This is a genomic window from Delftia sp. BGA-UO-ETr-SB1 (genome assembly GCF_059567865.1).
In genome coordinates this window covers 1,240,399-1,264,646 of sequence record NZ_JCAQOW010000004.1, presented here as the reverse complement: position 1 = coordinate 1,264,646, position 24,248 = coordinate 1,240,399, and the positions used below count along the sequence as shown (strand labels likewise).

The window sequence follows — 24,248 nt, the reverse complement described above, 5'->3', positions numbered from 1 at the left end:
GAGGGGCATTTCAAGCCGCAAGGGTCTTTATCTACATCTCAGGGCTTACAAGTCCGTCCATCCCCGAAGAAGCGCAACTGCGAACCATGTTCGAGGGCAAGATGAAGGGCTTTGCTGCACAACTCTTGGCTATGTTGACCTGGCCTAGACGCAGCAGTTTGCTGCATCATGCAGAGGACAAGCAAGGGCCCGTCGAAGTCCCCGCGCCAGCCTCCGCCCAGGTGCCGACTGTAGCGGGCACCGAACCAGGCTGGCTTAGGGTGCTGACCTCGGACCAGCTTCTTGCTGTTGTGCGCGCAGAAAAGGCTGTGGATGCCATGTGGCGCCAGTCGCACCAGAGCCGTGAAGTCTGGGAGCGAGATCTGCTGCCGGCCATCCATCGGTATGCAGCGTTCGTGCAATTGATGCCCGCGTCAGAGGCGCACCACCATGCCCACGCCGGCGGGCTGCTCTCTCACACCATCGAGATGGTTCTGGCAGCCTTGACCTGGCGCAACGCCATGCTGTTGCCGGGCGGCTCCCAGATCGAGGAGATCGATGCGCAACGTGACCAGTGGAGCTACGTGGTGTTCTTCGCCGCGCTGCTGCACGACATCGCCAAGCCCATGACCGATCTGCGGATCCAGTGGCGTTGTGATGGCATGGCCGATTCGATTCGCTGGACACCTGCAGGCGGCAGCTTGGTCCAGATCACGGCCCGGCGTGCTGCCGCCGAGTACCTGGTCGATTTCACGCCCAAGAGCCAGCGCGACTACAGCGCCCACGGCAAACTGGCGCAGCTGCTGCTGTCGCGCATTGCGCCAGAGTCGGCACTCGTGTTCCTGGCCCAGACGCCTGCAGCCATGGACGCCCTGGAGCAGTATCTCAGCGGCCAGGACCGCGACAGCTTGGTGGCCCAGCTGGTGCGCCGAGCCGACCAGGCCTCGACGCAGCGCGCTCTGCTGTCGGGTCACAAAGGCCGCTTCCCGACCTCGAAGTCCAAGCCGTTGATCGACTTGCTGATGCAGGCCATCACCAGCATGCTGCAGGCCGGCACCGAACTGCCGCTGAACCGCTCAGGTGGCGCGGCCTGGGTGTTTGAGGGAGCCATCTGGTTCGTGGCCAAGCGCTTGGCGGATTCGGTGCGCGAATGGATCAAGCGCAATGAGCCCGATGAGGCTGTACCAGGGGACTCGAAGAACGATCGGCTATTCGACACCTGGCAGGACTATGGCGTCATCGACCTGAACCCTGCCACCGGGCAGGCTATCTGGCATGTGACCGTGCAGGGAGAGGCCTCCGAAGCTGCGGCAGATCGAGGAGGTTATGAGCACGACCTGGCCATGCTGCGATTTCCCTTGGCCAAGGTCTTTTCGCACGAGAGCAAGTATCCGGCGCCGATGCAAGGCAGATTGGTGCTGCGGCAAAAACGCAAGGATGAGACGGGGGAGGGTGGGGCCTCGGCGCAGGCCGTGCAGCTGCAGATTCCTGCGGCAGGTTCTGGTGGTAAGGAGGATGCGGCAGGACATGCACCCGAAGCTGCAGCACTACCAGCCACTGCTCGCGCGCCTGCAGCTGCAGTTGCGCCCAAGGCTCCCAGCAAGCAGGAATTGAAGCTTGCGGCAGTCATGCGTGAACCTGCGTTCAGAGCACCATCTGTTGCGGCAAAGTCACCTGCGGTGAAATCCGAAGCTGGCACAGCACATCAGGCACGAAAGAATGATGCAACGCCAGTGAGCCCCCGCGAAACGCCTGCACCCGGACGGCCCCCTGCAACGGCTCCAGCAGAAGCTGGCCCAGCAACCAAGGCAGAACCAGTACCTGGTCCAGCTCGGCAACCTGAAAATGCGGCAGTACCAGCGCCGCCGCCGGCGGCGGGATCTTCAATCGATTTTGATCCAGGCGAGGCAGCCTACCTACTCGACCAGAGTGACTTCCTCGACGAAGCTGAAACTGCAGCAGCGATGCGACCACAGAAAGGCCCGCGGCCGCCGAAGCCGGCGCGGGCGAGGGAGCAGGGCGGGGCGGTGCGCGAGCAATCATCTGAAACTGCCGCAGGCCTGGACGCGGCCCAGGCTACGCCAGAGCCTCCAGTACCACCCACCGCCCAGATCCTTTCATCTGAAACTGCAGCAGTGCCTGCGCCCAGCGAGACGCCCCCACCGCCTGTGCCGCCCACTCGGCGCGCCGCGAGTGTTGCTTCGGAATTTCGGAGCCTGAGCGACGAGCTCGATGACTTGCCCACGGTCGTGGTGCGGGCCAAGCCCGAGCCACAGGCCCACCGTGCAGACGAGCCCCAGCCTGTGTTGCTCTTGCAGCAGCTGCCCAGGATCGAAGGGCAGGAAAGGCCAGCACACGAGCCCAGCGAGCTGGCAATGGACTTCATGCGATGGGTACAGCAGGGCTTGGTCGATCGTGAGATCAAGTTCAACGAAACGGGGGCAGCTGTGCATTTTGTCGAGCAAGGCATGGCCTTGGTGTCGCCGCTGATCTTCAAAAAATTCGCACAGGAGCATGCCGACCTGGCAGAAAGCCCGACCGAGCTGGCCACGAAGGTGCAGCGGGAGGTCATCAAGTGCGGCTGGCACTTGCCTGCAGCCAATCGCACCAACATCGTCGCGTTCGAGATTTACTCGCGTGGTGATGTCAAAGGCCGGCTCTCGTGCGTGGTCCTGGTGGAGCCAGGACGATGGGTTCAGCCAGTTCCACCGAGCAATTCTGCGCTCAAGATGGTTTAGAGAATTTTCAACCCGCTATCTTCGAAGGAGAAAACATGCAATTTTCCATTCAGCCATTCAGCCATTCAGCCATTCAGCCATTCAGCCATTCAGCCATTCAGCCATTCAGCCATTCAGCCATTCAGCCATTCAGCCATTCAGCCATTCAGCCATTCAGCCATTCAGCCATTATATACCATTTCGCAGGGCTGTATTGTGCATTCCAATTATAATTGCATTTATTTTGCCGAATAATTCATTTGCTGAAAAAATATTTGTGACTCCTGGTTCATTGGCTGGCTATGTTTATTACCCTCCAATTAAAAATGGAGCGACAGGTAGTGGTGAAGGTGGTGAGGACTCTTCGACATTGCAGCGCTGTACATTTAGTCCAAGTTTGGGTGATCAAACCGTAACTGTTAACCCAGAGAAATTGTACGAGTATACAAAGCCGATACAGCTTCAATACACGATTGCTGGGGGTGATGGTGGAGGTGGGCTAGCAGGAGGCGGCGGTGGATCGTCGGCCATTCTTTTAAATGGTGCTGTTGTAGTGGTTGCACCAGGTGGCGATGGAGGTGAAGGTGCACGCGAGGTCAGAGGGCGTATTACGTTAAAAGCAAATGACAGAATTCGATTTGTGTCGGGTGGGGGTGGAGGGGGAGGCATGGCCTTTGCAGATTCAATGGGCGGTCAGGCCACTGTAGGAGGTGGCGGCGGGGCTGGGTGGAGGGGGGGCGGTGCCGGTGGCTCACACCCTAGTCGGAGCATTGACTTCTCCGAGAGCAAACCTGCTGCTGGCAGAGGTGGCTCGGGTACGCCAGGGCAGGGGGGAACTGTAGAAGGCGGCACAGCAGGTACTTCGGGCAGTGGATCACAAGGGGGCGTTTCTACATTTCCAGATGGTAGTAGTTTAAGTCAGGGTTTTGATAATGGTGGCGTATATAAAAACACTGGAAGTGTATCCGGTGATTATGTGAGTACGTTCAAACTCGTAGAACCTCAAGTATATCGACTGCCTGCTACTGAAAATCGTCCAGGTTCGATGGCTAAGTATTTTTTGAGAACGTACCATCGGAATTATCCAAATCCAACGGCAATAATTAATGGTACGACGAACAATTTACTTAATTGGTATTCGAATTTCTTAATTGTTTATGGTGGTGGCGGCGGCTCGCTGGGGCGTTCTGGATTCCCCGCTTTTATGGTTCACCACGGTGGTGATGGTCTCTGGTATGGATCTGGGTACGAATTTCAGTACATCTTTAACAGCAATGTAAACGTCATGAATAACCGAATTGGACCAGTTAAGGTTGGAGAAACAATTAGGAGTTTACCTGCTCACAGTTACGATTTGAACCTGACTAGGCCTGTGGCCGACGACAGTAAGGGCGCTAACCCTGGACAGATCGTTACCAGCTATCAAGCCCCTATTTGTGGATTGCTTGAATAGTGGTGCCTTACGAGTCAGGGGCGCTGGGTTCAGTCGGTTCTGCCCAGGACGCACGTAGTTGAGCATCGACTCTGCAGGAATTTCGAAAAGACAATATCAATCAACAACTTATGACATTCAGCGCTTTTTTTAAAAACCAAGAACCGAAGGTGGATCTGGATGCGGACCAGCGCCTTGCTCTGTGGAGGTCTAGACCTTGGCAGCACCGGGCGCTGTATCGGTGGAACGTCTTCTTGGCCTATGCCGGCGGGCTGGTCAAGGCCAGACATGTCTGGGATGCCTTGCGCCATCCTCACCAGGTGATCATGTTGCCGTTGCGGTCGCCGAAGCGCGGGATGATTTTTGTGTGTCCTGCGGCCGTGCGTGAGTACACGGAGATGTGTGAGGCGAACAACTCAGCCGCGGACTCTAAAAGCGTAGCGCTGGAGGCGCCTGAGCAGCCATCCAGCGCTCGGGTAAAAGTTCAAACGGTTGACAGTTTGGAGCGCAGCCCATAGAGTCCGAATCGTGCGTCAACGAGGTGGAGAGTAACTCTCAAAAGCATTAAGTTAGTGACCGCTACGACTGTGAGCCGCTTCAAAGCTCACTTTTTTTGGCAAAAGTCTACTAGACACGATGTATATTATGTTAAATAACAAACGCAGATAAAGGCCTGAAAACCAAGGCAAGGCACTCCTCCAGTGCCTTGCCTGCTTCGTTTTCAGCTGTTCAGGACGGTTTCCACGCCTTCAAGCTCCTGCTTCAGCAAAAGCGCGGTTTCCTGTGGCTCGAACTGGCGCTGCAGCAGCGGGATGGTGAAGACGTAGCTTGCATCGTGCACGCCGTGGGTTTCATCGCGGCGCAGGACGTAGGCCAGTTGCAGGCGCGCCAGGGACCGGCGCAAGGCCTGGGCCTGGCCGGTGGCGCCGTGGGACTGGACCAGGGCGTCGAGTGCGGTCAGGCTGGTCTGTCCTTGCTGGGCCGTGTGATAGACGGCGATGCGGTCCAGGCGGCAGGCCTGTTCGTCGGTGCTCAGGCGGCCCCATCCCACCAGCGCGTCCTGCACAGGCTGGGATGCCATGGCCTGGCGCAGGTGGCGTTCTTCGATGACGCGTTCGTCGGGTCCCAGGGCTTCCAGGCATTCCTGGCAGAGGATGGCGACCAGGTTGGCGCGCCTGCCGCTGGCCTCTATCAGCCGCTCGGCCAGAGCGTCGTTGGCAAAGCCCAGGCGCAGCCTGCGCAGCGGTTCGGTGGCCAGGGCTTGGCATGCCGCTGGCTCCAATCCCCCAATGGCCAGGATTTCGCCGAAGTTGCGCAGCGGCGACTGGTAGTCGAGCAGCGCTGCCGCGTACAGATCCCAGAATCCCGCCAGCATGAACCAGCAACGGCCCTCCTCGCTCAGCGCGCGCAAGGCGCTGAGCTGGGGGTAGCCATTGCGGGCTTCGTCGCGGAAGAACAGGTCGGCCTCGTCGATCAGCAGGTACAGCCGCCTGCCCTGCGACTGCTTTTGCAGGTGTTCAATGATAGCCTCCAGCGGTGTTTCCACGGGAAGGCCGAACTGCGTGGCCAGACGCGGCGTGAGGCGGTGGTCGCGCAGCGAGATGTAGTGGCAGGCGATGGCCGGATGCTCCTGCAGCCGCCGCTGCACGGCCTTGAGCAGGCTGCTTTTGCCGAGCTGGCGTCCTCCCACGACCAGGTAGTTGGCCGGTTCGCGGTTGAGCACGCGGGCCAGCAGGCGCTCGCGGCCAAAGAAAACGTCCTCGCGCGTCACGCCGCCGCGCGTCTGGTAGGGCGATATGCGCGTGACCTGCAACTGCGTGGCCAGCAGCCGCAGCAGCACTTGGTCTGGAGCGCCGCCCAGCAGCCATTCGGTCTGCCCCGGGCTGTCCAGCAGCACGTGCAGGTTGGCGCGGTCCTGGGCATGGCGCTGCAGCAACGGCATGGGCGACTGGGGATGGTGCGGGCTCACGATGAGCACCACATCGCCGCCGGTTTGCAGCAGGCGCAGCTGGCGCACGAGTTCGCCCTCTTCCAGCTCCGCTGGGGGCGCATAGACCAGGCAGCGGCCCAGGGCGATGGGCAGCTCGGGTGGCAGCGTCCACTCGAACATGTCGCCGGGCACGGGCCATTCGCCTTGCGCCGGTTTGCAGACGGCGGACAGGCGTTCGGCCAGGGCCCGCACGCGGGCGCCTGGGCTTGCGCCGGCAAGGCGCAGGGCGCGCTGCCAGTCCGGCAGGCGTATGCCTGCAGCGCGCAGGACGGCGGAACGGCGGCCTGTGAGCCGCAGCAGCCGGTCCAGCTGGGGCAGATGCTGGTAGGGCTTGCGGCGCAGGCGCTCGGGCTTGAGCTGTGCCGGGCCTATCAGCGGATGGCGCACCAGCCACAGCAGGGCCAGGCAGCCAAAGACCAGTGCGCTGGTCCAGATGACGCTGCGCAGCCATCCAAAGGGTTCATGCTCGGGCTGGCCCGGCGAGGGGCTGCAGTTCAGCGGCAGGTAGCGCGGCGGAGTCGGAGGCAGGCCGCCCTGGCAGCTCCAGTCCCAGCGTTGCCTGTCCAGTTGCAGCAGGACCTGGGTTCCGGCGAGCACGCCCATCTGGCTGTCGCGCACCACGTCCGCCTGCAGCACGAAGGGCCTGGGCGAGCTCATGCGCACGCGCGGTTCGGCAATGTCCGGCGCCAAGCTGGCCAGGTCCTGCGGCCAGCTTTCATGCTGGCGCACATAGTCCATCAGGGCCAGGCGCCACAGGATGATTTCGTTCCAGACCCGGCCCGAGCTTTCCGCGCCCTGCAGGCTGCTGCGGGTGACGGGGTTGTAGCGGGGCAGCAGGATGGCCGTGCCGACGAACAGCGTGACCAAGGCGAGCAGCGCGGCGCGCCACCAGGATCTGGGCAGTTGCACAAGCCGGCCCAGGCCGCTCATGCCTGCAGCACCGCCACGGCGGCTTCGCGGGCGATGTCGCAGCGCCAGTGCAGATGGGCGCCCTCACCTGCTCCGCGCACCTGCAGCAGATTGCCCCAGAACAGGCGCCGCAGCACGGCATCCTGCAGATAGGGGCGTGCACGGCCCAGCGATGCCGCATCCACCAGCCCGCGCAGTTGCTCGCGAGTGGCAGGTTCCTGCGCCAGGGGCAGCAAGGTCTGCCACAGGCGCGCGCTGGCCACCAGATGGGCGCGCAGCAGGGGCGAGTGCACGGAAGCGACGCCCACGCCCTGCTCCACCAGCCATTGCAGCGCTTCCTCGAAAAGCGCGGGATGCCCGCCCGTCAGCGCCTGCAATGCCTCGATGACCTCGGCCGGCCAGGCCGTGCCGGGCCAGCGCTGGCGCGCCATCAGGGCCAGGTCTTCCAGCGTGGGATCGGGCCAGTGGGCCACCTGGCCGATGTTGAGCAGCGACAGGTCACCGCTGCGGTACTTGAGGTCGGCCAGGGCCTCGCTGCCGCACAGCAGCAAGTGCAGGCGGCCGCTGTGCATTTCGCTGAGGCTGCGCAGAATGCCGGCCAGTGTCTCGCGCAGCTGCGCCGTGCCCTGCTCGAAGCGGCTGACCAGGCAGAACAGCCGGCCGCCGGCCAGCAGGCGCTTTTCCAGCAGGGCCTCGAATTCGTAGTCCGAGCCCACTTCGCCCAGCCCGCATTGCCGGCCCAGGGCCGCAAAATAGTCGGCCGCAGCCGTGCTCACGCTGTAGGGCGGCTGGATGTGCAACACCGCCTCGGCGCCATACTGGGCGCGGGCGCGCAGCAGCAGTTCCTGGCGAAACGGAGGCTGCCCCCAGTGCGCGGGCGACAGCAGCATGGTGATGGCATAGGGCCGGGCCTGGGCCAGCTGGGCGAAAAGCCGGTCCATGAAGCCTGCAAAAGGCTGGGCGCCAGCGGCGGCGGCCTGCAGCGGAAACTCCGTGGCAAAGCCAGCGGCGGAGAACAGGCGATTGGTCTCCGCCTCCGTCAGGCGCAGGTACTGGGCGCAGGCGGCCAGCCGGTCGCGCGAGCGTGGATTGGGCAGGGAAACCCCATTCCTCCAGTTGTTGACGGCTTCCCGGCTCAGCCCGATCTCGGTGGCCACGCCCGAGGCGCTGGCGCGGATGCGGCGCATGTACAGGCCCAGCAAATGGCCGAAATCCTCGTGAACGCCTGGTGCCACGGCAGCACCCTGTTCAATGGCGGTGGGCTGCATCAGCGACGGCTCCGCTCAGGAAAACAGCGCCTGCTGGCGCAGATCCATCCTGCCGGGGCCATGGTCCGTATCCTCATCTTGTTCACCCTCTCCTGGGATTCAGCTGGTCTTGTGCAATTTGTTTCATTTTGCCAAGCGCGGATTGTCTCAGGATGCGGCATCGCCGCCACCCTGCCCCGCAAACTCCCGTCGCGCGCCGGCCATGCGGTACAGAGGCAGCACCACCGCCAGCACCAATCCCAAAGCCAGCCAGAGCCACAGTCCCTTGCCTCTGAAGGCCAGGGCCGCAATGACGGTGAAGGCCACGGCCTCGCACAGCCCGCGAAAGCCGGCCCGCAGCATGAACAGCCCCACGATGCCCTGCACGGGCGACACGCCGCTTTTGCGCAGGCTGGCCATGGTGTCCAGCAGGGCCTGCACGGATTCCTGGGCCTGGCGGTCACGCTCCTGGTCCCGCTCGCGCAGCCGGGTGATGGTCATGGGCTGGGCCGGATTGGTGAGGGCGGTGCCGTCGGCGCCCTCTTCCTGGCCGGGCTGCGGATAGACCTCGCCATTCGTATCGACCAGCACCTGGCGCTCCGGGTAACGGGACAGCCAGGCGTGGTGGCTGACCCATTGGCCGGCATCGAAGTGGTAGCGCTCGCTCTCGCCCACCTGGTCGTAGAAGACATGCAGCACCGCCGCCTGCAGCCCGTGCTGGAACAGCGTCTCCAGCAATCGCCAGGGCATGCCGGCCGTGGTGCGGGTGTCAAAGCCCAGCTCCAGGTGCTGGGGATGGCCCAGGGCGCTGGCATTGGCCCAGTCGTCATCCCACAGCGCGGACCGGTCCAGGGCGGGGTCCAGCTCATGGATCCAGCGCTCGGCCTGCTCCCAGGACTGCCGGGCCAGGTACTGGCAGATCAGCTGCACGCGGCGCAGCTGCAGGGGCGTATCGAAGAAAAGATAGAGGTGATGGACGTTGCTGGACATGGCGGGCCTGAGGCGTTTGCAGGAATGCCGCGATTGTTCAATTGCAGCCGCCAGCCGACCCTCCCAAGCCTGTCCAGCACGCGGCTGGCAGGCGCTCCCACCGGTTGACATTCTGTCCACTGCAAGAAGCGGGATGCAGGCGCTGCGGCGGCGCCCTAGACTGCGGCAATTGCCCACAGCGCCCATATTGCCAACCGCGCCCATACCGCCAACCCAGCCCGCCATGCACAACCTCGGTCTTTTCGACAACGAAGCTTGCGAATCCGCCCCGCCCTGCCACTGGACGCAGATGGAGCACCAGCTCAATGAGCAAGGCTGCGCGCGCCTGCCCGGCCTGCTGGATGCGCAGCAGTGCCGCGACCTGTCCGCTCTTTACGCAAGGGGGGACGGCTTTCGCTCCCGCATCGTCATGGCACGCCACGGTTTCGGGCGCGGCGAGTATCAATATTTCGACTACCCCTTGCCACCGCTGCTGCAGCGCCTGCGCGAGCAGCTGTATCTGCGCCTGGCGCCGGTGGCCAATGTCTGGAACCAGCGCATGGGGCTGGAGGTGCGCTATCCGGACCGGCTGCAGGACTTCCTGGCGCGCTGCCACGCGCAGGGCCAGTTGCGGCCCACGCCGCTCATCCTTCAATACGGTGCGGGCGACTACAACTGCCTGCACCAGGATGTCTATGGAGAGCATGTGTTTCCGCTGCAGGTGGTGCTGCTGCTGTCGCGGCCCGGGCGGGACTTCACGGGTGGCGAGTTCGTCATCACCCAGGCCGATGGCGACCGGCAGCGGGCCGATGTGATGGCAATGGACCAGGGCGATGCGCTGGTCCTGGCCGTGCGCCACCGGCCCGTGCCCGGGCGGCGCACCGGCTACCGCCGCGTGGCCATGCGCCATGGGGTCAGCCGCATCCACAGCGGCCATCGCCATACCGTGGGGCTGATCTTTCATGACGCACTTTGATGGATGGCCGGTATGAGCACGCTGGATCTTTTCGCCGATGAACAGCCCACCGGGGCCGAATCCATAGGCCCCCAGTCCGTGGTGCTGCGCGGCCATGCCCTGCCCCATGCCGCGCAGTTGCTGGAGGCGGTCGAAGGCATTGCGGCGCGGGCGCCGCTGCGCCATCTGGTCACGCCGGGCGGCTTCACCATGTCGGTGGCCATGACCAACTGCGGCGCGCTGGGCTGGACCAGCGACAGGCGCGGCTACCGCTACAGCGCCATCGACCCACTCAGCGGCCAGCCCTGGCCGGCCATGCCGGCCGTTTTTGTCCGGCTGGCGGGCGAGGCGGCCGCTGCGGCGGGGTTCGAAGGCTTTGTGCCCGATGCCTGCCTCATCAACCAGTACCTGCCCGGCACCCGGCTTTCCCTGCACCAGGACCGCGACGAACGCGACCTGGGCGCGCCCATTGTCTCGGTCTCCCTGGGCATGCCGGCCACGTTTCTGTTTGGAGGACTGGCGCGCGCGGACAGCACGGCCAGGGTGCCGCTGCAGCATGGCGACGTGGTGGTCTGGGGCGGCGTGGATCGGCTGCGCCACCACGGCGTATTGCCGCTCAAGGACCAGCCTCACCCGCTGCTGGGCGGGCGGCGCATCAATCTCACTTTTCGCAAGGCGGGCTGAATGGTTGGACGGTCTGAAATGGACAGGCTCAACAGCCAGGATCGCTTCGCCCGCCTGGATTGGGCGCGGATTGCCGCTGAGCTCGATGCCGAAGGCCATGCCCTGCTGCCGCAGCTGCTGACTGCGGATGAAAGCCGCGCCTTGGCCCGCGAGGCGGCCGCCGCGTCTGGCCTGCCGCCCTGCGTGCAGGCATGGCGCCCGGTGCTGTATGGGCATCTGCTGGCCCTGGCCAACCGCTGGCGCGAACACATGGGCTTGCAGCCTGGGTTGCCAGGCTGCTTCGAGGATTTCATGCGTCAGGGCCGGCAAGCAGGCCAAACGCAGCCGCAGCCACAGCCACATCTGCTGCGCGTGCCGCAAGCGGGCCATGCCCCGCTGCGCTCGTACGGCGAAGGTGCGCAGGTCTTTCCGCTGCAGCTGGTGGTGCTGCTGTCCCGGCCGGGCCAGGATTTCGAGGGCGGCGAATTCGTGATGACCGAGCAGCGCCCGCGCATGCAATCGCGCCCCATGGTGCTGCCGCTGGGCCTGGGGGATGCGGCCATCATCGCCACGGGGCCGCGCCCGGTGCGCGGTGCGGCAGGCTTTTACCGTGTGCACCTGCGGCATGCCATCAGCCGCGTTCACCGTGGCGAGTGGCTGGGTCTGGAGCTGCTTTTGCACGACGTGCCCCAGGCGCCCAAGGCTCTGCAAACAGAGCGCTAGCTATAATGCCGCGCCTGCAAAGGCATCCGTGCAACAGGTGTCCACATGCCAGCCATGGGGATGAAACGGGAACAAGGTGACTGCCAGCAAATGCTTTTTGCGCTGCCGGCACAGGCCTTGGCTGCCCCCGCAACGGTAAACAAGTCAAGGCGCTCCATGCCTGTCCCGCCAGTCTCCGCAACCCTGCGGGGGGCGATGACAGGCTGTCACTGGTTCATGGCGTGGTCTGCAACATGCAGCTTTTCGCGGGTGGATTGGGAAGACGGGGCGCTGGGCGCAAGGCATGTCCTTGCGCCGCTTGTGAGCCCGGAGACCGGCCTGCTGCGTTTCGCGCCTGCTGTGCAGGCGTTTTCTTGACTGTCTGCGGGGTGCGGATGGCAACGTCCTGCGCCCTTTCCTCCCACGCTGGCTGGAGAGGTGGCAGTGCCTTGCTTTCGCATCAGACGGTCGAAGACCGATGTTCGAAATGCATTCTTCCTTTTCCAGGGTTTCCAGCGCTCGCGCTGCCCAGTCCCTTTCCGTGCGGCTGAGCCCGCTGGCCCTGGCCTGTGCCTTCATCTGCCTGCCGGCGCAGGCTCAAACCCAAACGCCCACGCCAACGCCCCCATCAACCGCCCTGCCCGAGGTCCAGGTCACCGGGCAGGCCGAACGCATCGGCCAGCAACTGGCCCAGCCTGCGCGCTCTGCCAGCCATACCGGCGTCTCCAACCAAGAAGTGCCGGCCAGCGTGGATGGTGTTTCTGCCGAGCAGATGCAGGAGCGCGGCGACTACGCCCTGGTGGACGCCGTCACGCGCACCGTGGGCCTGACCTCCAGCAGCACGCCGGGCAATGGCGGCCTGTCCTTCAGCAGCCGCGGCTTTGCGGGCGTGAACTCCGTGGGCGTGGCCGAAGACGGCATGGTGCTGGGCGTGGCCGCCGGCACCACGGCCTATCCGGGTGACAGCTGGGGCTACGAGCGCATCGACGTGCTGCGCGGCCCGGCCTCGCTGATGTACGGCAGCGGCACCATGGGCGCCACGGTCAACGCCATCCGCAAGCAGCCCAGCCGCACGAGCTCGGCCGAGGTGCTGATGGGCGCGGGCACGGACGACACGCTGCGCCTGGGCCTGGGCGTGACCGGCGCCCTGGGCGCCTATGCCAGCTACCGCATCGACAGCTACACCGCCCGAAGCGCAGGCGAGCGCGATCTGGACCAGTCGCGCAACGGCAAGTTCATGAGCACGCTGCGCTTGGAGCCCACGAGCGACCTGCAGATCGACCTGATTGCCGACCGCAGCGTGCAAAAGCCCAGCCGCTACTGGGGCACGCCGGGCCTGGACGGCAAGGTGGTGGAGTCGCTGCGCGACCGCAACTACAACGCCGAAGACAGCGTGCTGCGCTATGCCGACGAGCGCCTGCGCGCCAAGGTGCAATGGAAGGCCAATGACTGGCTGACGGTGCGCAACGAGCTGTATCACGTGAAGTCCGACCGCCACTGGCGCAACATCGAGGCCTACGCGCTCAACCCCGCCACCTGGACCGTGGGCCGCTCCGACTACCTGGAAATCCTGCACGACCTGGAGCAGACCGGCAACCGCCTGGGCCTGAACGTGGACCGGGGCTCGCACAAGATCGCCATGGGCTGGGAGGCCGCGCGCATCAACCTGCGGCTGTCCAACAATTCGCCCTATGGCGGCTCGTCCACGGTCTCGGCCTGGGATCCCGTGCATGGCAGCTGGGCCAGCCCCGATCTCACCGCCGCCAAGACAGAAACCGGCGTGACCCAGCATGCCCTGTACCTGGAAGATGCCTGGCGCATCAGCAACCGCTGGCTGGCCATGGCCGGCCTGCGCCGCGATGTCTACGACTTTGCCAGCCACTCGCTGGTGGGCGGCACGGATTTCAACAAGACGCTGGCCGCCACCTCCTGGCGCCTGGGCCTGACCTATGAGCTGGCCCGCAACACCCATGTCTATGGGCAGATCAGCTCGGGACACGATCCCGTCAACAGCCTGGTGTCGCTGAACCTGGCCAACACGGCCTACAAGCTGAGCAAGGGCCGCCAGGCCGAGATCGGCATCAAGCAGCAGGTGGCTGGCGGGCGCGGCGAATGGACGCTGGCCGTGTTCGACATCAAGAAGGACGACATCATCACGCGCGACCCGGACCGGCCGGCCATCTCCATCCAGGGCGGCAGCCAGTCCTCGCGCGGGGCGGAAGCCACTGCCGCCTTCCAGGCCACGCCCGCGCTGCGCCTGGAGGGCAATCTGTCGTACGTGGACGCCCAGTTCGACAAGCTCATCGAGGCTGGCGGCAACCGCGCAGGCAACCGTCCGCAGAACGTGGCCAAGACCACGGCCAACCTCTGGGGCCACTACCGCGTGGGCGCCTGGCAAGCCTCGCTGGGCCTGCGCTACGTGGGTGACCGCTTTGGCAACAACGCCAATACCGTGAACCTGCCCGCCTACACCGTGGCCGACGCCGCGCTGAGCTGGCAGGTGGACCCGCGCACCACCCTGAGCCTGATCGGCCGCAACCTGGCCGACAGGGTCTATGTGGGATCGAGCTACGGCAGCCAGTTCCTGGTCGGGCAAGGCCGCCGCTTCGAGATCGCGGCCCATATCCGGTTCTGATGGCCATGGCGCGCTCCAAAAGCCTCCACGGCCTGTGCGCTGGCGCCCTGGCGGCCACCCTGCTGCTGGCCGGCTGCTCGCGCAGCGATTCCGGCACCACCAGTGAACTGCCGGCACCGGCTGCCGCACCGCAGGCGGCCGTGACCGTCAATGTCTGCGGCAGCCCCGTGACCTACGCCAACGCACCGCTGCGCGCCGTGACCCATGACGTGAACATCACCGAGATGTTTCTCTTCCTGGGCCTGGGCGACCGGCTGGTGGGCTACAGCGGTATCACGCAGGCCAAGCAGATCGACCCGGCCTTCCAGGCCCAGCTGGCCCGCGTGCCGCGGCTGGCGGAGCGCGAGATGAACCTGGAGGCCATCCTGGGCGCCTCGGCAGATTTCGTCTTCGGAGGCTGGAGCTACGGTTTTCGCCAGGGCCAGGTCACGCCCGAGGTGCTGCAGCGCCACGGCATTGCCTCGTATGTGCTGTCCGAATCCTGCATCCGCGTGGGGCCGCGCAGCCAGGTGGCGCTGGAAGACGGCCTGACCGACCTGCGCAACCTGGGCCGCATTTTCCGCATCGACGCCCATGCCGAGCAACTGGCGCAGGGGCTGGAGCGCGACCTGAAGGACCTGCGCGAGCGCATGCAGGGCGTGCGGCAGCGGCCTTCGGTCTTCGTCTACGACAGCGGCCAGGACATCCCCGTGACCGTGGGCCGCTACGGCATGCCGCAGGCCATGATCGAGGAAGCGGGTGGGCGCAACATCTTCGACGACATTCCCAGCAACTGGCCTGCAGGCAACTGGGAGGACGTGGTGCAGCGCAACCCGCAGTGGATCGTCATCATCGACTACGGCCAGCCCCATGCCCAGGGCAAGATCGACTTCCTGCTGGCCAAGCCCGAGCTGGCCGGCGTCGATGCCATTCGCGAAAAGCGGTTTTTCGTCATGACCTATGCCGAGGCCACGCCCGGCCCGCGCAATATTGCGCGGACCCGCGCCCTGGCGCAGGCCCTGCACCCCGACCGCATGCCGGCGCCCAGCCATGCGGCCAACTGACTCCCGCTGGCCCAGGCGCCCGGGCGCCGCCCGCCTCTGGTGCCTGCTGCTGTTCGCGGCCCTGTTGCTGGTGATGACGCTGGCCATCACCTGGGGGCCAGTGGACATGCCGGCGGGCACGGTCTGGCGCATTGCCTGGAGCCGGCTGCTGCAGGTGCTGGGCATGCAGCCGCCACCACTGGAGGGCATCACGCCGCAGCACCAGCAGATCGTCTGGCTGATCCGCATGCCGCGCGTGCTGCTGGCGGCCTTGGTGGGCGCGGGGCTTGCCGTGGTGGGCACCATCATGCAGGCCATGGTGCGCAATCCGCTGGCCGATCCCTATCTGCTGGGCGTGTCCTCGGGCGCGTCGGTGGGCGCCGTGGCTGTGCTGGCCTTCGGTGCGCTGGCCTCGGCCGGCATGTACGCCCTCACGGCCGGGGCCTTTGCCGGGGCGCTGGCGGCCACCGTCGCCGTCTACCTGCTGGCGCGCTCCCAGGGCCGCATTCATGCCACGCGGCTGATCCTGGGTGGTGTGGCCATCGGCTATGTGCTGGCAGGCGTGACCAGCCTGATCACCCTGTCATCGGGCCAACGCGACCTGGCCAATGCCCTGCTGACCTGGACGCTGGGCAGCCTGGCCGGCACGCAGTGGGAGGAACTGGGCATTCCCGCCGCCGTGCTGGCTGCGGGAATGCTCTGGCTGGGGCTGCAGACGCGCCCGCTCAATGCCCTGCTGGCCGGTGACGAGGCCGCCGCCACGCTGGGCGTGGACACGGCACGGCTGCGGCGCGCACTGTTCCTGGCAGTATCGTTGCTCACGGGCACCATGGTGGCGGTCAGCGGCGCCATCGGCTTTGTGGGGCTGATCGTGCCGCACGCCGCGCGCATGCTGGTGGGCACGGACCACCGGCGCGTGCTGCCCGTGGCCGCCCTGGCCGGCGCCCTGCTGCTGGTGCTGGTGGATCTTGTCGCGCGCACGGCCTTTGCGCCCATGGAACTGCCCGTGGGCGTGATCACCTCGCTGATCGGCGGACCCTTCTTCGTCTGGATGCTGGTGCGCCAGCCGGTGCAGGGAGGGCGCGGCCCATGAAGCTGCAAGCCCAGGACCTGTGCTGGAGCGCTGATGCCCGGCGTGCCGACGCCCGGCGCATCGTGGACCAGGCCAGCCTTGCCCTGCACAGCGGCGAATGCGTGGGGCTCATCGGCCCCAACGGCAGCGGCAAATCCACCCTGCTGCGCATGCTCTACCGCGTGCTGCGCCCCGACGCGGGCTGCGTGCTGCTGGACCAGCGCGACATCCGGGACATGACGGCGCGCGAGTTCGCGGCCCAGGTCTCGGTCCTCGCGCAGGAGGCGCCGCAGAGCTTTGACTTCACCGTGCGCGAGGCGGTGATGATGGGCCGCATCCCCCATCAGTCCCCCTGGGCGGGCGACAGCGCCGAGGACCTCGCCTGCATGCGGCAGGCGCTGGCCCAGGTGAATGCCCTGGCGCTGGAGGAGCGGCGTTTCTCCAGCCTGTCCGGCGGCGAGAAGCAGCGCGTGCTCGTGGCCCGCGCGCTGGCCCAGCAGCCACGGCTGATGCTGCTGGACGAGCCCACCAACCACCTGGACATACGCCATCAGCTGGAATTGATGTCACTGGTCAGGCGCCTGCAGATCAGCAGCATCGTCGCCCTGCACGATCTCAACATCGCCGCCCACTACTGCGACCGTCTCTATCTCATGGAACAAGGCCGCATCGTTGCCCATGGCACACCGGCCCAGGTGCTTACCCCGGCCACCATCGGCCAGGTCTACGGCGTGGCTGCCGAGGTGGACATCCATGCCACCACCGGCCGGCTGCGCATCAGCTTCATTCCCGATGAACTCCTCTGAAACATCCATCCCGCCCGGGCCCGACGCCGTGATCGTGCTGGGCCGCGGCGGCACGGGCGCCGCCTCGCGCCAAAGCCTGATCGAACTGGCCGATGCCTTGCGCCAGACGCTGGAGCCGGCCTGCAAGGTCGTCACATCCTTCGTGGACAAGGCCGCACCCTCGCTGCCCGAGGCGCTGCAGCAATGCCTGCCGGCGCGCTCCATCGTCGTGCTGCCCCTTTTCTCGCCCGACGAGCCTGCCCTGCTGCGCTGGCTGCACAAGCTGGCCATGCGCTGGCGCTCGCAGTTGCCGGACCAGGGCGTGCAGGTGCGGTTTGCCGACCATCTGCTGGGCGCTGCGGCCATGCCCGCGCTGCTGCTGCCGAAGATCAGGCAAGCCCTGCAGAACCCGGACGTGGCCGAAGCCGCTGGCGACCAATGGCAGCACGATCCCCAGGCCTGGTCCCAGGTGCCAGATCACCAGCACCACGCCCTGGTCTGCACGGGGCCCCGCTGCACGGCCCTGGGCGCCGTGGCCGTCTGGCAAAGCCTGGGCGAGGCCGTGCAGGCCAGCAGCGAACTGCGTGCCAGGCTGCGCCTGCTGCAGACCAGTTGCCAGTACCCCTGCAACCATGGCCCGCTGGCCATCGTCTATCCGGACGGCGTCTGGTACGGGCGGCTGGCAGCCGGGAATGCGGCCCAGGTGGTGGAGGCCCATGTGCTCTCGCGGCAGGTCTGCGCGGAGCACCACGTGCACGGGCCTGTGGAGCTGGGGACGCGGGATTCGTGAAGTCTCAGGGCTGTGCCGCCTCCAGCTCCGCCAGCCTCACCGCCACAAAATCCCGCAACGCACGCACCAGCGGCGTGAACTGCCTGCGGCTGGGGGCGACCAGGAACAGCGGAACGCACTCGGTCGTCCAGTCGGTGCACAGCGCAAGAAGGCGGCCCCGGGCCAGGTCCTCGGCCACGTCGAAATACGATTTGTAGGCAATCCCCCGCCCGGCCACGGCCCAGCGCCGCACGGCATCTCCGTCATTGGCCACATTGCGGCCGCGCACCCGGACATGGACGGGCTCAGGTACGGCAGCCCCCTGCCCTGCCGGCCAGAAGCTCCAGCGGTCGTGCACTTCCTCGCCCAGCATGAAGCACAGGCAGTCATGGCCGGTCAGGTCGTGGGGGGTGGCGGGTGCGCCGCGTTCCTGCAGATACGAAGGCGCGGCGCAGAGCACGCGGCGGTGCGTGTCCGACAGCGGCAAGGCCACCAGGCTGGAATCCTGCGGCCTGCCGTAGCGAAAAGCCGCATCCACAGGCTCGCTGTAGACATTGGCAGCGCGGTCGGACAGGTGCAGGCGCAGATCCACGCCTGCGTGCTGGCTCTGGAATTCGTCCAGCCAGGGCATGAGCACGTTGCGGCCCAGGTCGGAGGGGGCGGCCAGTTGCAGCGTGCCGCGCAAAGCGGCCTGGCCGCCAGCCAACTGGTCGCGCACCTGGCGCAGGCCGGCCAGCGCGGGGCGGCAGTGCTCCAGAAACAGCTCGCCCTCCTGCGTGAGCCGCAGGCTGCGCGTGGAGCGCACGAACAGGGTCACGCCCAGCTCTGCCTCCAGCCGCTTGAGCGCTGCGCTGGCCGCAGCCGGGGTCAGGTCCAGGGCACGCGCCGTGGCCGAGAGGCTGCCGCTGTCTGCGGTGCGCACGAAGATATCCAGGTCTTGCAGGCTTTTCATGGGCATTCGCCAGGCTTTGATTTTCAAAAACTATTTGAAGCTTAGTCCAACGAGAAACCCATTTGTCGTGCTTGCGCCAACTGGGCGCACGGCCTGGGATGGAAGCCGGCTTCCATCCTTTGGCAGCGGATCTTGGCGCCGGGGCAACCGTAGTATGGTTGCCGCCATGCAGCTCAAACATTTCGCCGGTGCCTTGGCTGGCAGCCTTGTGTTCGCCACAGCCACGGCAGGGGTCACCGCAGCCAAGACCCCCTCCTATCCCGATGCCGATGCCAGCGACCCCGCAAAGCTGGGCTGGATGGTGGGCTCGCCGCCACCGCCGGACCGCACGCTGCGCTTCGACGACGGCTCCTATTTCCAGTTTCCCGCCATGCGCTGGAGCGTCTCGCACTTTCGCCAGCTCATGCCCACGGTGAATGTGTCGCGCGGCCTGGCGCCTGCGGCGCCGCTGGCCCAGGCGCTGCGCGACGACATCGACGAGTTGCGCTTCACGCCATTGGGTGCCAGCCAGCCCATGACCTGGCGCGATTCGCTCAAGGCCAACTACACCGACGGCATCGTGGTGCTGCACAAGGGCCGCGTGGTCTATGAGCGCTACTTCGGCGTGCTCAAGCCCGAAGGCCAGCACGGCGCCATGTCGGTGACCAAGTCCTTCGTCGGCACGCTGGCGGCCATGCTGGCTGCCGAGGGGCAGCTCGACCCCTCGCGCCGCGTGTCGGAATACGTGCCCGAGCTGGCGGCCTCGGCCTTCGGCAATGCCACGGTGCGCCAACTCATGGACATGACCACGGGCATACGCTTCAGCGAAGACTATGCGGACCCCCAGGCCGAGGTCTGGGCGCACGCGGCAGCGGGCAACCCGCTGCCCAAGGCCAAGGACTACACCGGGCCGCGCAGCTACTACGAATTCCTGCAGACCGTGAAGCCCGAAGGCGTGCACGGCAAGGCCTTCGGCTACCGCACGGCCAACACCGATGCGCTGGGCTGGGTGCTGGCGCGCGTGAGCGGCCAATCGGTGGCCGATCTGCTGTCCGAGCGCATCTGGAGCCGCCTGGGCGCCGAGCAGGATGCCTACATGTCGGTGGACTCCACGGGCACGCCCTTTGCAGGCGGCGGCCTGAACCTGGGCCTGCGGGACCTGGCGCGCTTTGGCGAGATGCTGCGCAACCGGGGGCAGTTCAATGGCCAGCAGATCGTTCCCGCAGCCGCCGTGGACGATATCCGCCGGGGCGGCGATGCGGCGGCCTTTGCCAAGGCCGGCTACAAGCTGCTGCCGGGCTGGACCTACCGCAACATGTGGTGGGTCACGCACAACGCCCATGGCGCCTTCGCGGCGCGCGGCGTGCATGGCCAGACCGTCTACATCGATCCCAAGGCACAGATGGTGATTGCGCGCTTCGCCTCCCACCCGGTGGCTGGCAATGCGGCCAATGACCCGACCTCGCTGCCCGCCTACGAGGCGCTGGGCAGGCTGCTGGCTGGGGAGCGCTGAAGGGGCGCGAATTTCCCGCATAGGCTTCGGCGGCCAGGGGGCACCGCCTGCAAGAATGCGTATTGTCAAGAAAATTTGCTAACGTATGTAGCATCTTCTTGCAATAAGTAATTCTTCTATGTTCCAGTCCCTGCGTGCGCGACTCATCGCGCTCAGCGTGGCCATCGTCACCGTGGCCATGCTGGCCCTGGCCATTGCCAACTTCCTCACGGTGCAGCGCCATGTGCTGTCCACCCTCGACGACCAGAGCCGCCAACTGGTGAACGCCCAGGCCCAGGTGCTGGGCGAATGGGTGGCGACCAAGCGCCTGCTGACCCATACCCTGGCGCAGGCGGTCGATACGCCGGACCCGCGTGCCGTGGTCCAGGCGCTGCGCGACGGCGGCGGCTTCTCGGATGCCTACTTCGGCTACACCGACAAGCGCATGTTCTTCCTCAACGAGATGGCTGCCGACTACGACGTGACGGCCCGCCCCTGGTTCAGGCAGGCGCTGAAGGAAGGCCGCCCCATCGTGACGGCGCCCTATCTGTTTGTCTCTCCACCCGAAGTGGGCGTGACCTTTGCCGAGCCCGTGGGCCCGGCCGGCAATCCCGTCGCCGTGGTCGGCACCGACGTGCTGCTGACCACGGTGGTGCGCACCGTGGGCGCCATCCGGCCCACGCCGGGCAGCTTTGCCTTCTTGGTGGATGAGGCCGGTGCCATCGTCACCCACCCCGATCCGGCACTCACGCTCAAGCCCGTCTCCGCGCTCTCGCCCCAGTTGCGTGCCGACGCCATCCAGGCCCTGCCCAAGGAGGACACCGGCATGCGCACGGCCGTCGGCGGCAAGGACTTCCTGCTCTACGGCCAGGGCGTGCCCGGCACGAACTGGCAACTGGTGGTGGCCGTGCAGCGCGACGAGGCGCTGTCCGCGCTGGGTTCGCTGCTCAAGGTGTCGGGCGCCATCGTTGCCATTTCGCTGATCCTGGCGATTGCGCTGCTGGGCGCCGTCATTGCCCGCGTCACGCGCCGGCTGGCCGTGGTGCGCGATGCGCTGGAAGACATCGCCTCGGGTGACGGCGATCTCACGCGCCGCCTGTCTGTGCAAGGCAATGACGAACTGACGCAGATCGCACGCGCGTTCAACCACTTCACCGACAAGATCGCCTCGGTGCTGGTGCGCATCCGGGAATCGTCCGAGACCGTGCGCCATGCCTCCACCGAAATCGCCAGCGGCAACCAGGACCTGTCGGCACGCACCGAGCAGCAGGCCAGCTCGCTGGAGGAAACGGCTGCCGCCATGGAGCAGCTCACGGCCACCGTGCAGCACAACGCCGAGAATGCGCGCCAGGCGCGCCAACTGGCCAGCAGCGCCTCGGACATCGCCACGCATGGCGGCACCGTGGTGGACCAGGTGGTGCGCACCATGGGCGGCATCGAGCAGTCCTCGCACCGCATTGCCGACATCATCGGCGTGATCGACTCCATTGCCTTCCAGACCAACATCCTGGCGCTGAACGCCGCCGTGGAAGCGGCCCGCGCCGGCGAACAGGGCCGCGGCTTTGCCGTGGTGGCCTCCGAAGTGCGCACGCTGGCCCAGCGCAGCGCCACGGCCGCCAAGGAAATCAAGGCGCTGATCGACGACTCCGTGGGCCAAGTCGATGCCGGCAGCCGCCTGGTGCAGGACGCGGGCGCCACCATGGGCAAGGTGGTGGAAAGCGTGCAGCGCGTGACCGCCATCGTCACCGAGATCAGCAATGCCAGCCAGGAACAGAGCACGGGCATTGCCGAAATCGGCACGGCCGTCAGCCAGATGGACCAGTCCACCCAGCAGAACGCGGCCCTGGTCGAAGAGGCCACGGCCGCCGCCCAGTCGCTGCAGCAGCAGGCCGCGCAACTGGCGGACGTGGTGGCAGGCTTTCGGCTGGACAGCGAATCATCCCGGTCCAGAAGCATCGCCCTGCATAGGTGAAATCGGCGCCGCACGGCAGGCAACCCACCGCCGTGCCCCACCGCCCTGCCCCGGCGGCGCCGGTCCGGTTACTGCAGCGCGATTGCGGCCTGCCGTACCAGCTTCTCCGTGCGGGGGACCTCGGTTTTGACGAAGGCCTCGAAGTCGGCAACGCTGCCGCCACGGGCTTCGGCGCCGGTGGCCACCAGGCGCTCGCGGAACTCAGGGGTGTTCAGCAGCTTGTTGATCTCGGTGTTGAGCCGGGAGACCACGGCCGGCGGCGTGCCGTGGCTGGCCACGATGCCGTACCACGGGGCGATGTCAAAGCCTGGATAGCCTTGTTCGGCAATCGTCGGGATGTCCGGGGCCATGGCGGCGCGGCTTGCAGTCGATACGCCCAGGGCGCGCAGCTTGCCGGCCTTCACCTGGGGCAAGGCGGTCATGATGGTGTCGAAGTACAGGGAGACCTGGCCCGATATCAAGGCCGGGATGGCCTCTGCCGCACCCTTGTAGGGCACATGCACTATGTCGATGCCGGCGGCCTGGCGCAGGAACTCGCCAGCCATGTGCGAGGTCGTGCCGGCCCCGAACGAGGCATAGGTCAGCTTGCCGGGGTTTGCCTTGGCATAGGCCACCATCTCAGCCAGCGTACTGAACGGCAGGGACGGGTTCGCCAGCAGCACATTGGGCGTGACCGCCACGATGGCCACCTTCTCGAAGGCGTCCGGGTTGTAGCTCAGCTTCTTGTACAGAAAACGGTTGGTGACCATGGAGGCCGGCCCGCTCATCAGCAGGGTGTAGCCGTCGCCCGGGGCCCGGGCCGCGGTGTCGCTGCCGATCATGGCGGCGGCACCCGGCTTGTTTTCCACCAGCACGGGCTGGCCCAACGAAGTGCTCAGCCCGGCCCCCACTTGCCGGCTCAAAAGATCCGTGGCGGACCCGGCCTGAAAGGGGACGACGATGCGAATGGGCTTGCTGGGCCAGGCGCCGGCCCCCTGGGCAGAGGCTTGAGCGGATGCGACAAGGGCCAGGGCAGACAGCAGGGCCGTGGCCAGGGGAGTGCGGAGCGTTTGGAGAGGCATGGTCTTCATCAGGTTGGAGAGCAGGCATGGCGAAGGAACAGGTTCCGGTTGCCATGGGGAAAATGCATAGATATTTAGATATTTGTATCCAATCATGCGGAAGACTAGCAAGCAATAATCGAACCAGCTCTAGGGAAAACCGCCTCTTGCCATCACCTGCACAGGCATGGCTGCGTGGAAACCGGCACAAACGGGGTCCCGGGAGGCGCAGGCAGGTCCCCGTAGAATCGGCGGGCCCCTGCCCTGGGCGAAAGACACCGGATAAACCATGCTGACCGACCGACGCGCCTCGTTTGACACTGTCCATGCCACGGCACAGGAAGAGGCCTACCAACACATCAAGCGCGGCATACGCACGGGCGAACTGCGCCCGGGCATGCGGCTGGCACCGGATGACATCGCGGCCGAAATTGGCACCAGCCGCATGCCCGTGCGCGAGGCGCTGAACCGCCTTGCCACGGAGGGGCTGATCGTCAACCGTCCCAACCGTGGCTCGGTGGTCCGGGTGCTGACGGAAAAAGAGGTGCGCGAGGTGTTCGCCATGCGTTCGGTGCTGGAGGGCCTGGCGGCCACCCTGGCGGCCGAGAACGTGACCACCAATGACATCCACGATCTGGAGCAATTGCTGCAGCGCATGCACCGCAGCGGCCTGAATGCATCGGAATGGATCACGGCGCACCGCCAGTTCCACGAGCGCCTGTGCACCATTGCCGACGCTCCCCAGCTGATGCGGCAGATCGCGTCCCTGCACTCGGTCTCCGAGCCCCTGATGCGGGTGTGGCTGGAGGGCAAGCCATCGACGGACTACGTGCACGACAGGCACGAAGAACTCATAGGCGCATTGAAGGCCAGGGATGGCGCAAAGGTGGAAGCCCTGATGCGCGCCCACATCCTGCGCACGCTTCCAGGCATCCTCCAGGCGAACCAGGCCGACTGAATCCGCACT

18 protein-coding genes and 1 riboswitch are annotated in these 24,248 nt (G+C 65.9%); of the genes, 13 read left to right on the top strand and 5 right to left on the bottom strand.

All coding sequences use genetic code 11. The annotated features are described in order from the left end of the window. Window positions 1-86: 86 nt before the first annotated feature. Both mobH and AC57B5_RS06190 read left to right on the top strand, forming a co-directional pair. The gene (mobH, locus tag AC57B5_RS06195; protein ID WP_496399008.1) at window positions 87-2,717 is read left to right on the top strand and encodes a MobH family relaxase; all 2,631 of its coding nucleotides are present in this window, start codon (window positions 87-89) and stop codon (window positions 2,715-2,717) included. After that, the gene (locus AC57B5_RS06190; protein WP_496399007.1) at window positions 2,623-4,149 is read left to right on the top strand and encodes a hypothetical protein; all 1,527 of its coding nucleotides are present in this window, start codon (window positions 2,623-2,625) and stop codon (window positions 4,147-4,149) included. The genes mobH and AC57B5_RS06190 overlap by 95 nt, the downstream gene beginning before the upstream one ends. A 700-nt stretch (window positions 4,150-4,849) precedes the next feature. On the opposite strand, the gene AC57B5_RS06185 is transcribed toward AC57B5_RS06190, so the two are convergent. From AC57B5_RS06185 to AC57B5_RS06175, 3 genes are all read right to left on the bottom strand, one after another. Further along, a complete protein-coding gene (locus AC57B5_RS06185) occupies window positions 4,850-7,048 on the bottom strand; it encodes an AAA family ATPase (protein WP_496399006.1) in 2,199 nt (732 codons plus the stop codon). Further along, window positions 7,045-8,295 (bottom strand): hypothetical protein, encoded by a 1,251-nt coding sequence (locus AC57B5_RS06180; RefSeq protein ID WP_043822406.1) that lies wholly within the window; start codon window positions 8,293-8,295, stop codon window positions 7,045-7,047. The genes AC57B5_RS06185 and AC57B5_RS06180 overlap by 4 nt, the downstream gene beginning before the upstream one ends. Before the next feature lie 147 nt (window positions 8,296-8,442). After that, the gene (locus AC57B5_RS06175; protein WP_088164739.1) at window positions 8,443-9,264 is read right to left on the bottom strand and encodes a hypothetical protein; all 822 of its coding nucleotides are present in this window, start codon (window positions 9,262-9,264) and stop codon (window positions 8,443-8,445) included. A 223-nt stretch (window positions 9,265-9,487) separates the two neighbouring features. On the opposite strand from AC57B5_RS06175, the gene AC57B5_RS06170 reads away from it, so the two are divergent. The 8 genes from AC57B5_RS06170 (at window position 9,488) to AC57B5_RS06135 (ending at window position 17,867) form a co-directional block, all read left to right on the top strand. Continuing rightward, window positions 9,488-10,219 carry a 2OG-Fe(II) oxygenase gene (locus AC57B5_RS06170; RefSeq protein WP_496399005.1) on the top strand — a complete coding sequence of 244 codons (732 nt, stop codon included), beginning with the start codon at window positions 9,488-9,490 and terminating at the stop codon, window positions 10,217-10,219. 12 nt (window positions 10,220-10,231) lie between these two features. Then, window positions 10,232-10,882: a DNA oxidative demethylase AlkB gene (alkB, locus tag AC57B5_RS06165; RefSeq protein WP_496399004.1), complete on the top strand. Its 651-nt coding sequence runs from the start codon at window positions 10,232-10,234 to the stop codon at window positions 10,880-10,882. Between the two features lie 18 nt (window positions 10,883-10,900). Further along, entirely contained in the window at window positions 10,901-11,584 is a 684-nt protein-coding gene (locus tag AC57B5_RS06160) for a 2OG-Fe(II) oxygenase (RefSeq protein WP_496399003.1), read from the top strand. 18 nt (window positions 11,585-11,602) lie between these two features. Further along, a riboswitch (cobalamin riboswitch) is annotated at window positions 11,603-11,920 on the top strand. Between the two features lie 121 nt (window positions 11,921-12,041). Beyond that, window positions 12,042-14,198 (top strand): TonB-dependent receptor, encoded by a 2,157-nt coding sequence (locus tag AC57B5_RS06155; protein ID WP_496399002.1) that lies wholly within the window; start codon window positions 12,042-12,044, stop codon window positions 14,196-14,198. Continuing rightward, window positions 14,198-15,241, top strand: coding sequence for an ABC transporter substrate-binding protein (locus tag AC57B5_RS06150; protein WP_047218674.1), 1,044 nt, complete (start codon window positions 14,198-14,200; stop codon window positions 15,239-15,241). The genes AC57B5_RS06155 and AC57B5_RS06150 overlap by 1 nt, the downstream gene beginning before the upstream one ends. Further along, complete coding sequence (locus AC57B5_RS06145; RefSeq protein WP_013802411.1) at window positions 15,228-16,313, top strand: FecCD family ABC transporter permease; 1,086 nt, start codon at window positions 15,228-15,230, stop codon at window positions 16,311-16,313. The genes AC57B5_RS06150 and AC57B5_RS06145 overlap by 14 nt, the downstream gene beginning before the upstream one ends. After that, the gene (locus tag AC57B5_RS06140) at window positions 16,310-17,098 is read left to right on the top strand and encodes an ABC transporter ATP-binding protein (RefSeq protein WP_486641922.1); all 789 of its coding nucleotides are present in this window, start codon (window positions 16,310-16,312) and stop codon (window positions 17,096-17,098) included. Before AC57B5_RS06145 ends, AC57B5_RS06140 begins: the two co-directional genes overlap by 4 nt. After that, window positions 17,085-17,867, top strand: a complete 783-nt coding sequence (locus tag AC57B5_RS06135; protein WP_496399001.1) for a CbiX/SirB N-terminal domain-containing protein — start codon at window positions 17,085-17,087, stop codon at window positions 17,865-17,867. Before AC57B5_RS06140 ends, AC57B5_RS06135 begins: the two co-directional genes overlap by 14 nt. Window positions 17,868-17,871: 4 nt before the next feature. Here AC57B5_RS06135 and AC57B5_RS06130 read toward each other — a convergent pair whose 3' ends face one another. After that, the gene (locus tag AC57B5_RS06130; RefSeq protein WP_496399000.1) at window positions 17,872-18,798 is read right to left on the bottom strand and encodes a LysR family transcriptional regulator; all 927 of its coding nucleotides are present in this window, start codon (window positions 18,796-18,798) and stop codon (window positions 17,872-17,874) included. A gap of 166 nt (window positions 18,799-18,964) precedes the next feature. On the opposite strand from AC57B5_RS06130, the gene AC57B5_RS06125 reads away from it, so the two are divergent. Together AC57B5_RS06125 and AC57B5_RS06120 are read left to right on the top strand one after the other, a co-directional pair. Beyond that, a complete protein-coding gene (locus AC57B5_RS06125; protein ID WP_016453419.1) occupies window positions 18,965-20,290 on the top strand; it encodes a serine hydrolase domain-containing protein in 1,326 nt (441 codons plus the stop codon). 118 nt (window positions 20,291-20,408) lie between these two features. Next, complete coding sequence (locus tag AC57B5_RS06120) at window positions 20,409-22,241, top strand: methyl-accepting chemotaxis protein (protein WP_013802416.1); 1,833 nt, start codon at window positions 20,409-20,411, stop codon at window positions 22,239-22,241. A 68-nt stretch (window positions 22,242-22,309) separates the two neighbouring features. On the opposite strand, the gene AC57B5_RS06115 is transcribed toward AC57B5_RS06120, so the two are convergent. Continuing rightward, on the bottom strand, window positions 22,310-23,302 hold the full coding sequence (locus AC57B5_RS06115; RefSeq protein ID WP_043783529.1) for a Bug family tripartite tricarboxylate transporter substrate binding protein: 993 nt from the start codon (window positions 23,300-23,302) through the stop codon (window positions 22,310-22,312). Window positions 23,303-23,570: 268 nt separating this feature from the next. Here AC57B5_RS06115 and AC57B5_RS06110 point away from each other — a divergent pair, with 268 nt between their 5' ends. After that, a complete protein-coding gene (locus AC57B5_RS06110) occupies window positions 23,571-24,239 on the top strand; it encodes a GntR family transcriptional regulator (protein ID WP_012205610.1) in 669 nt (222 codons plus the stop codon). Window positions 24,240-24,248: the final 9 nt, after the last annotated feature.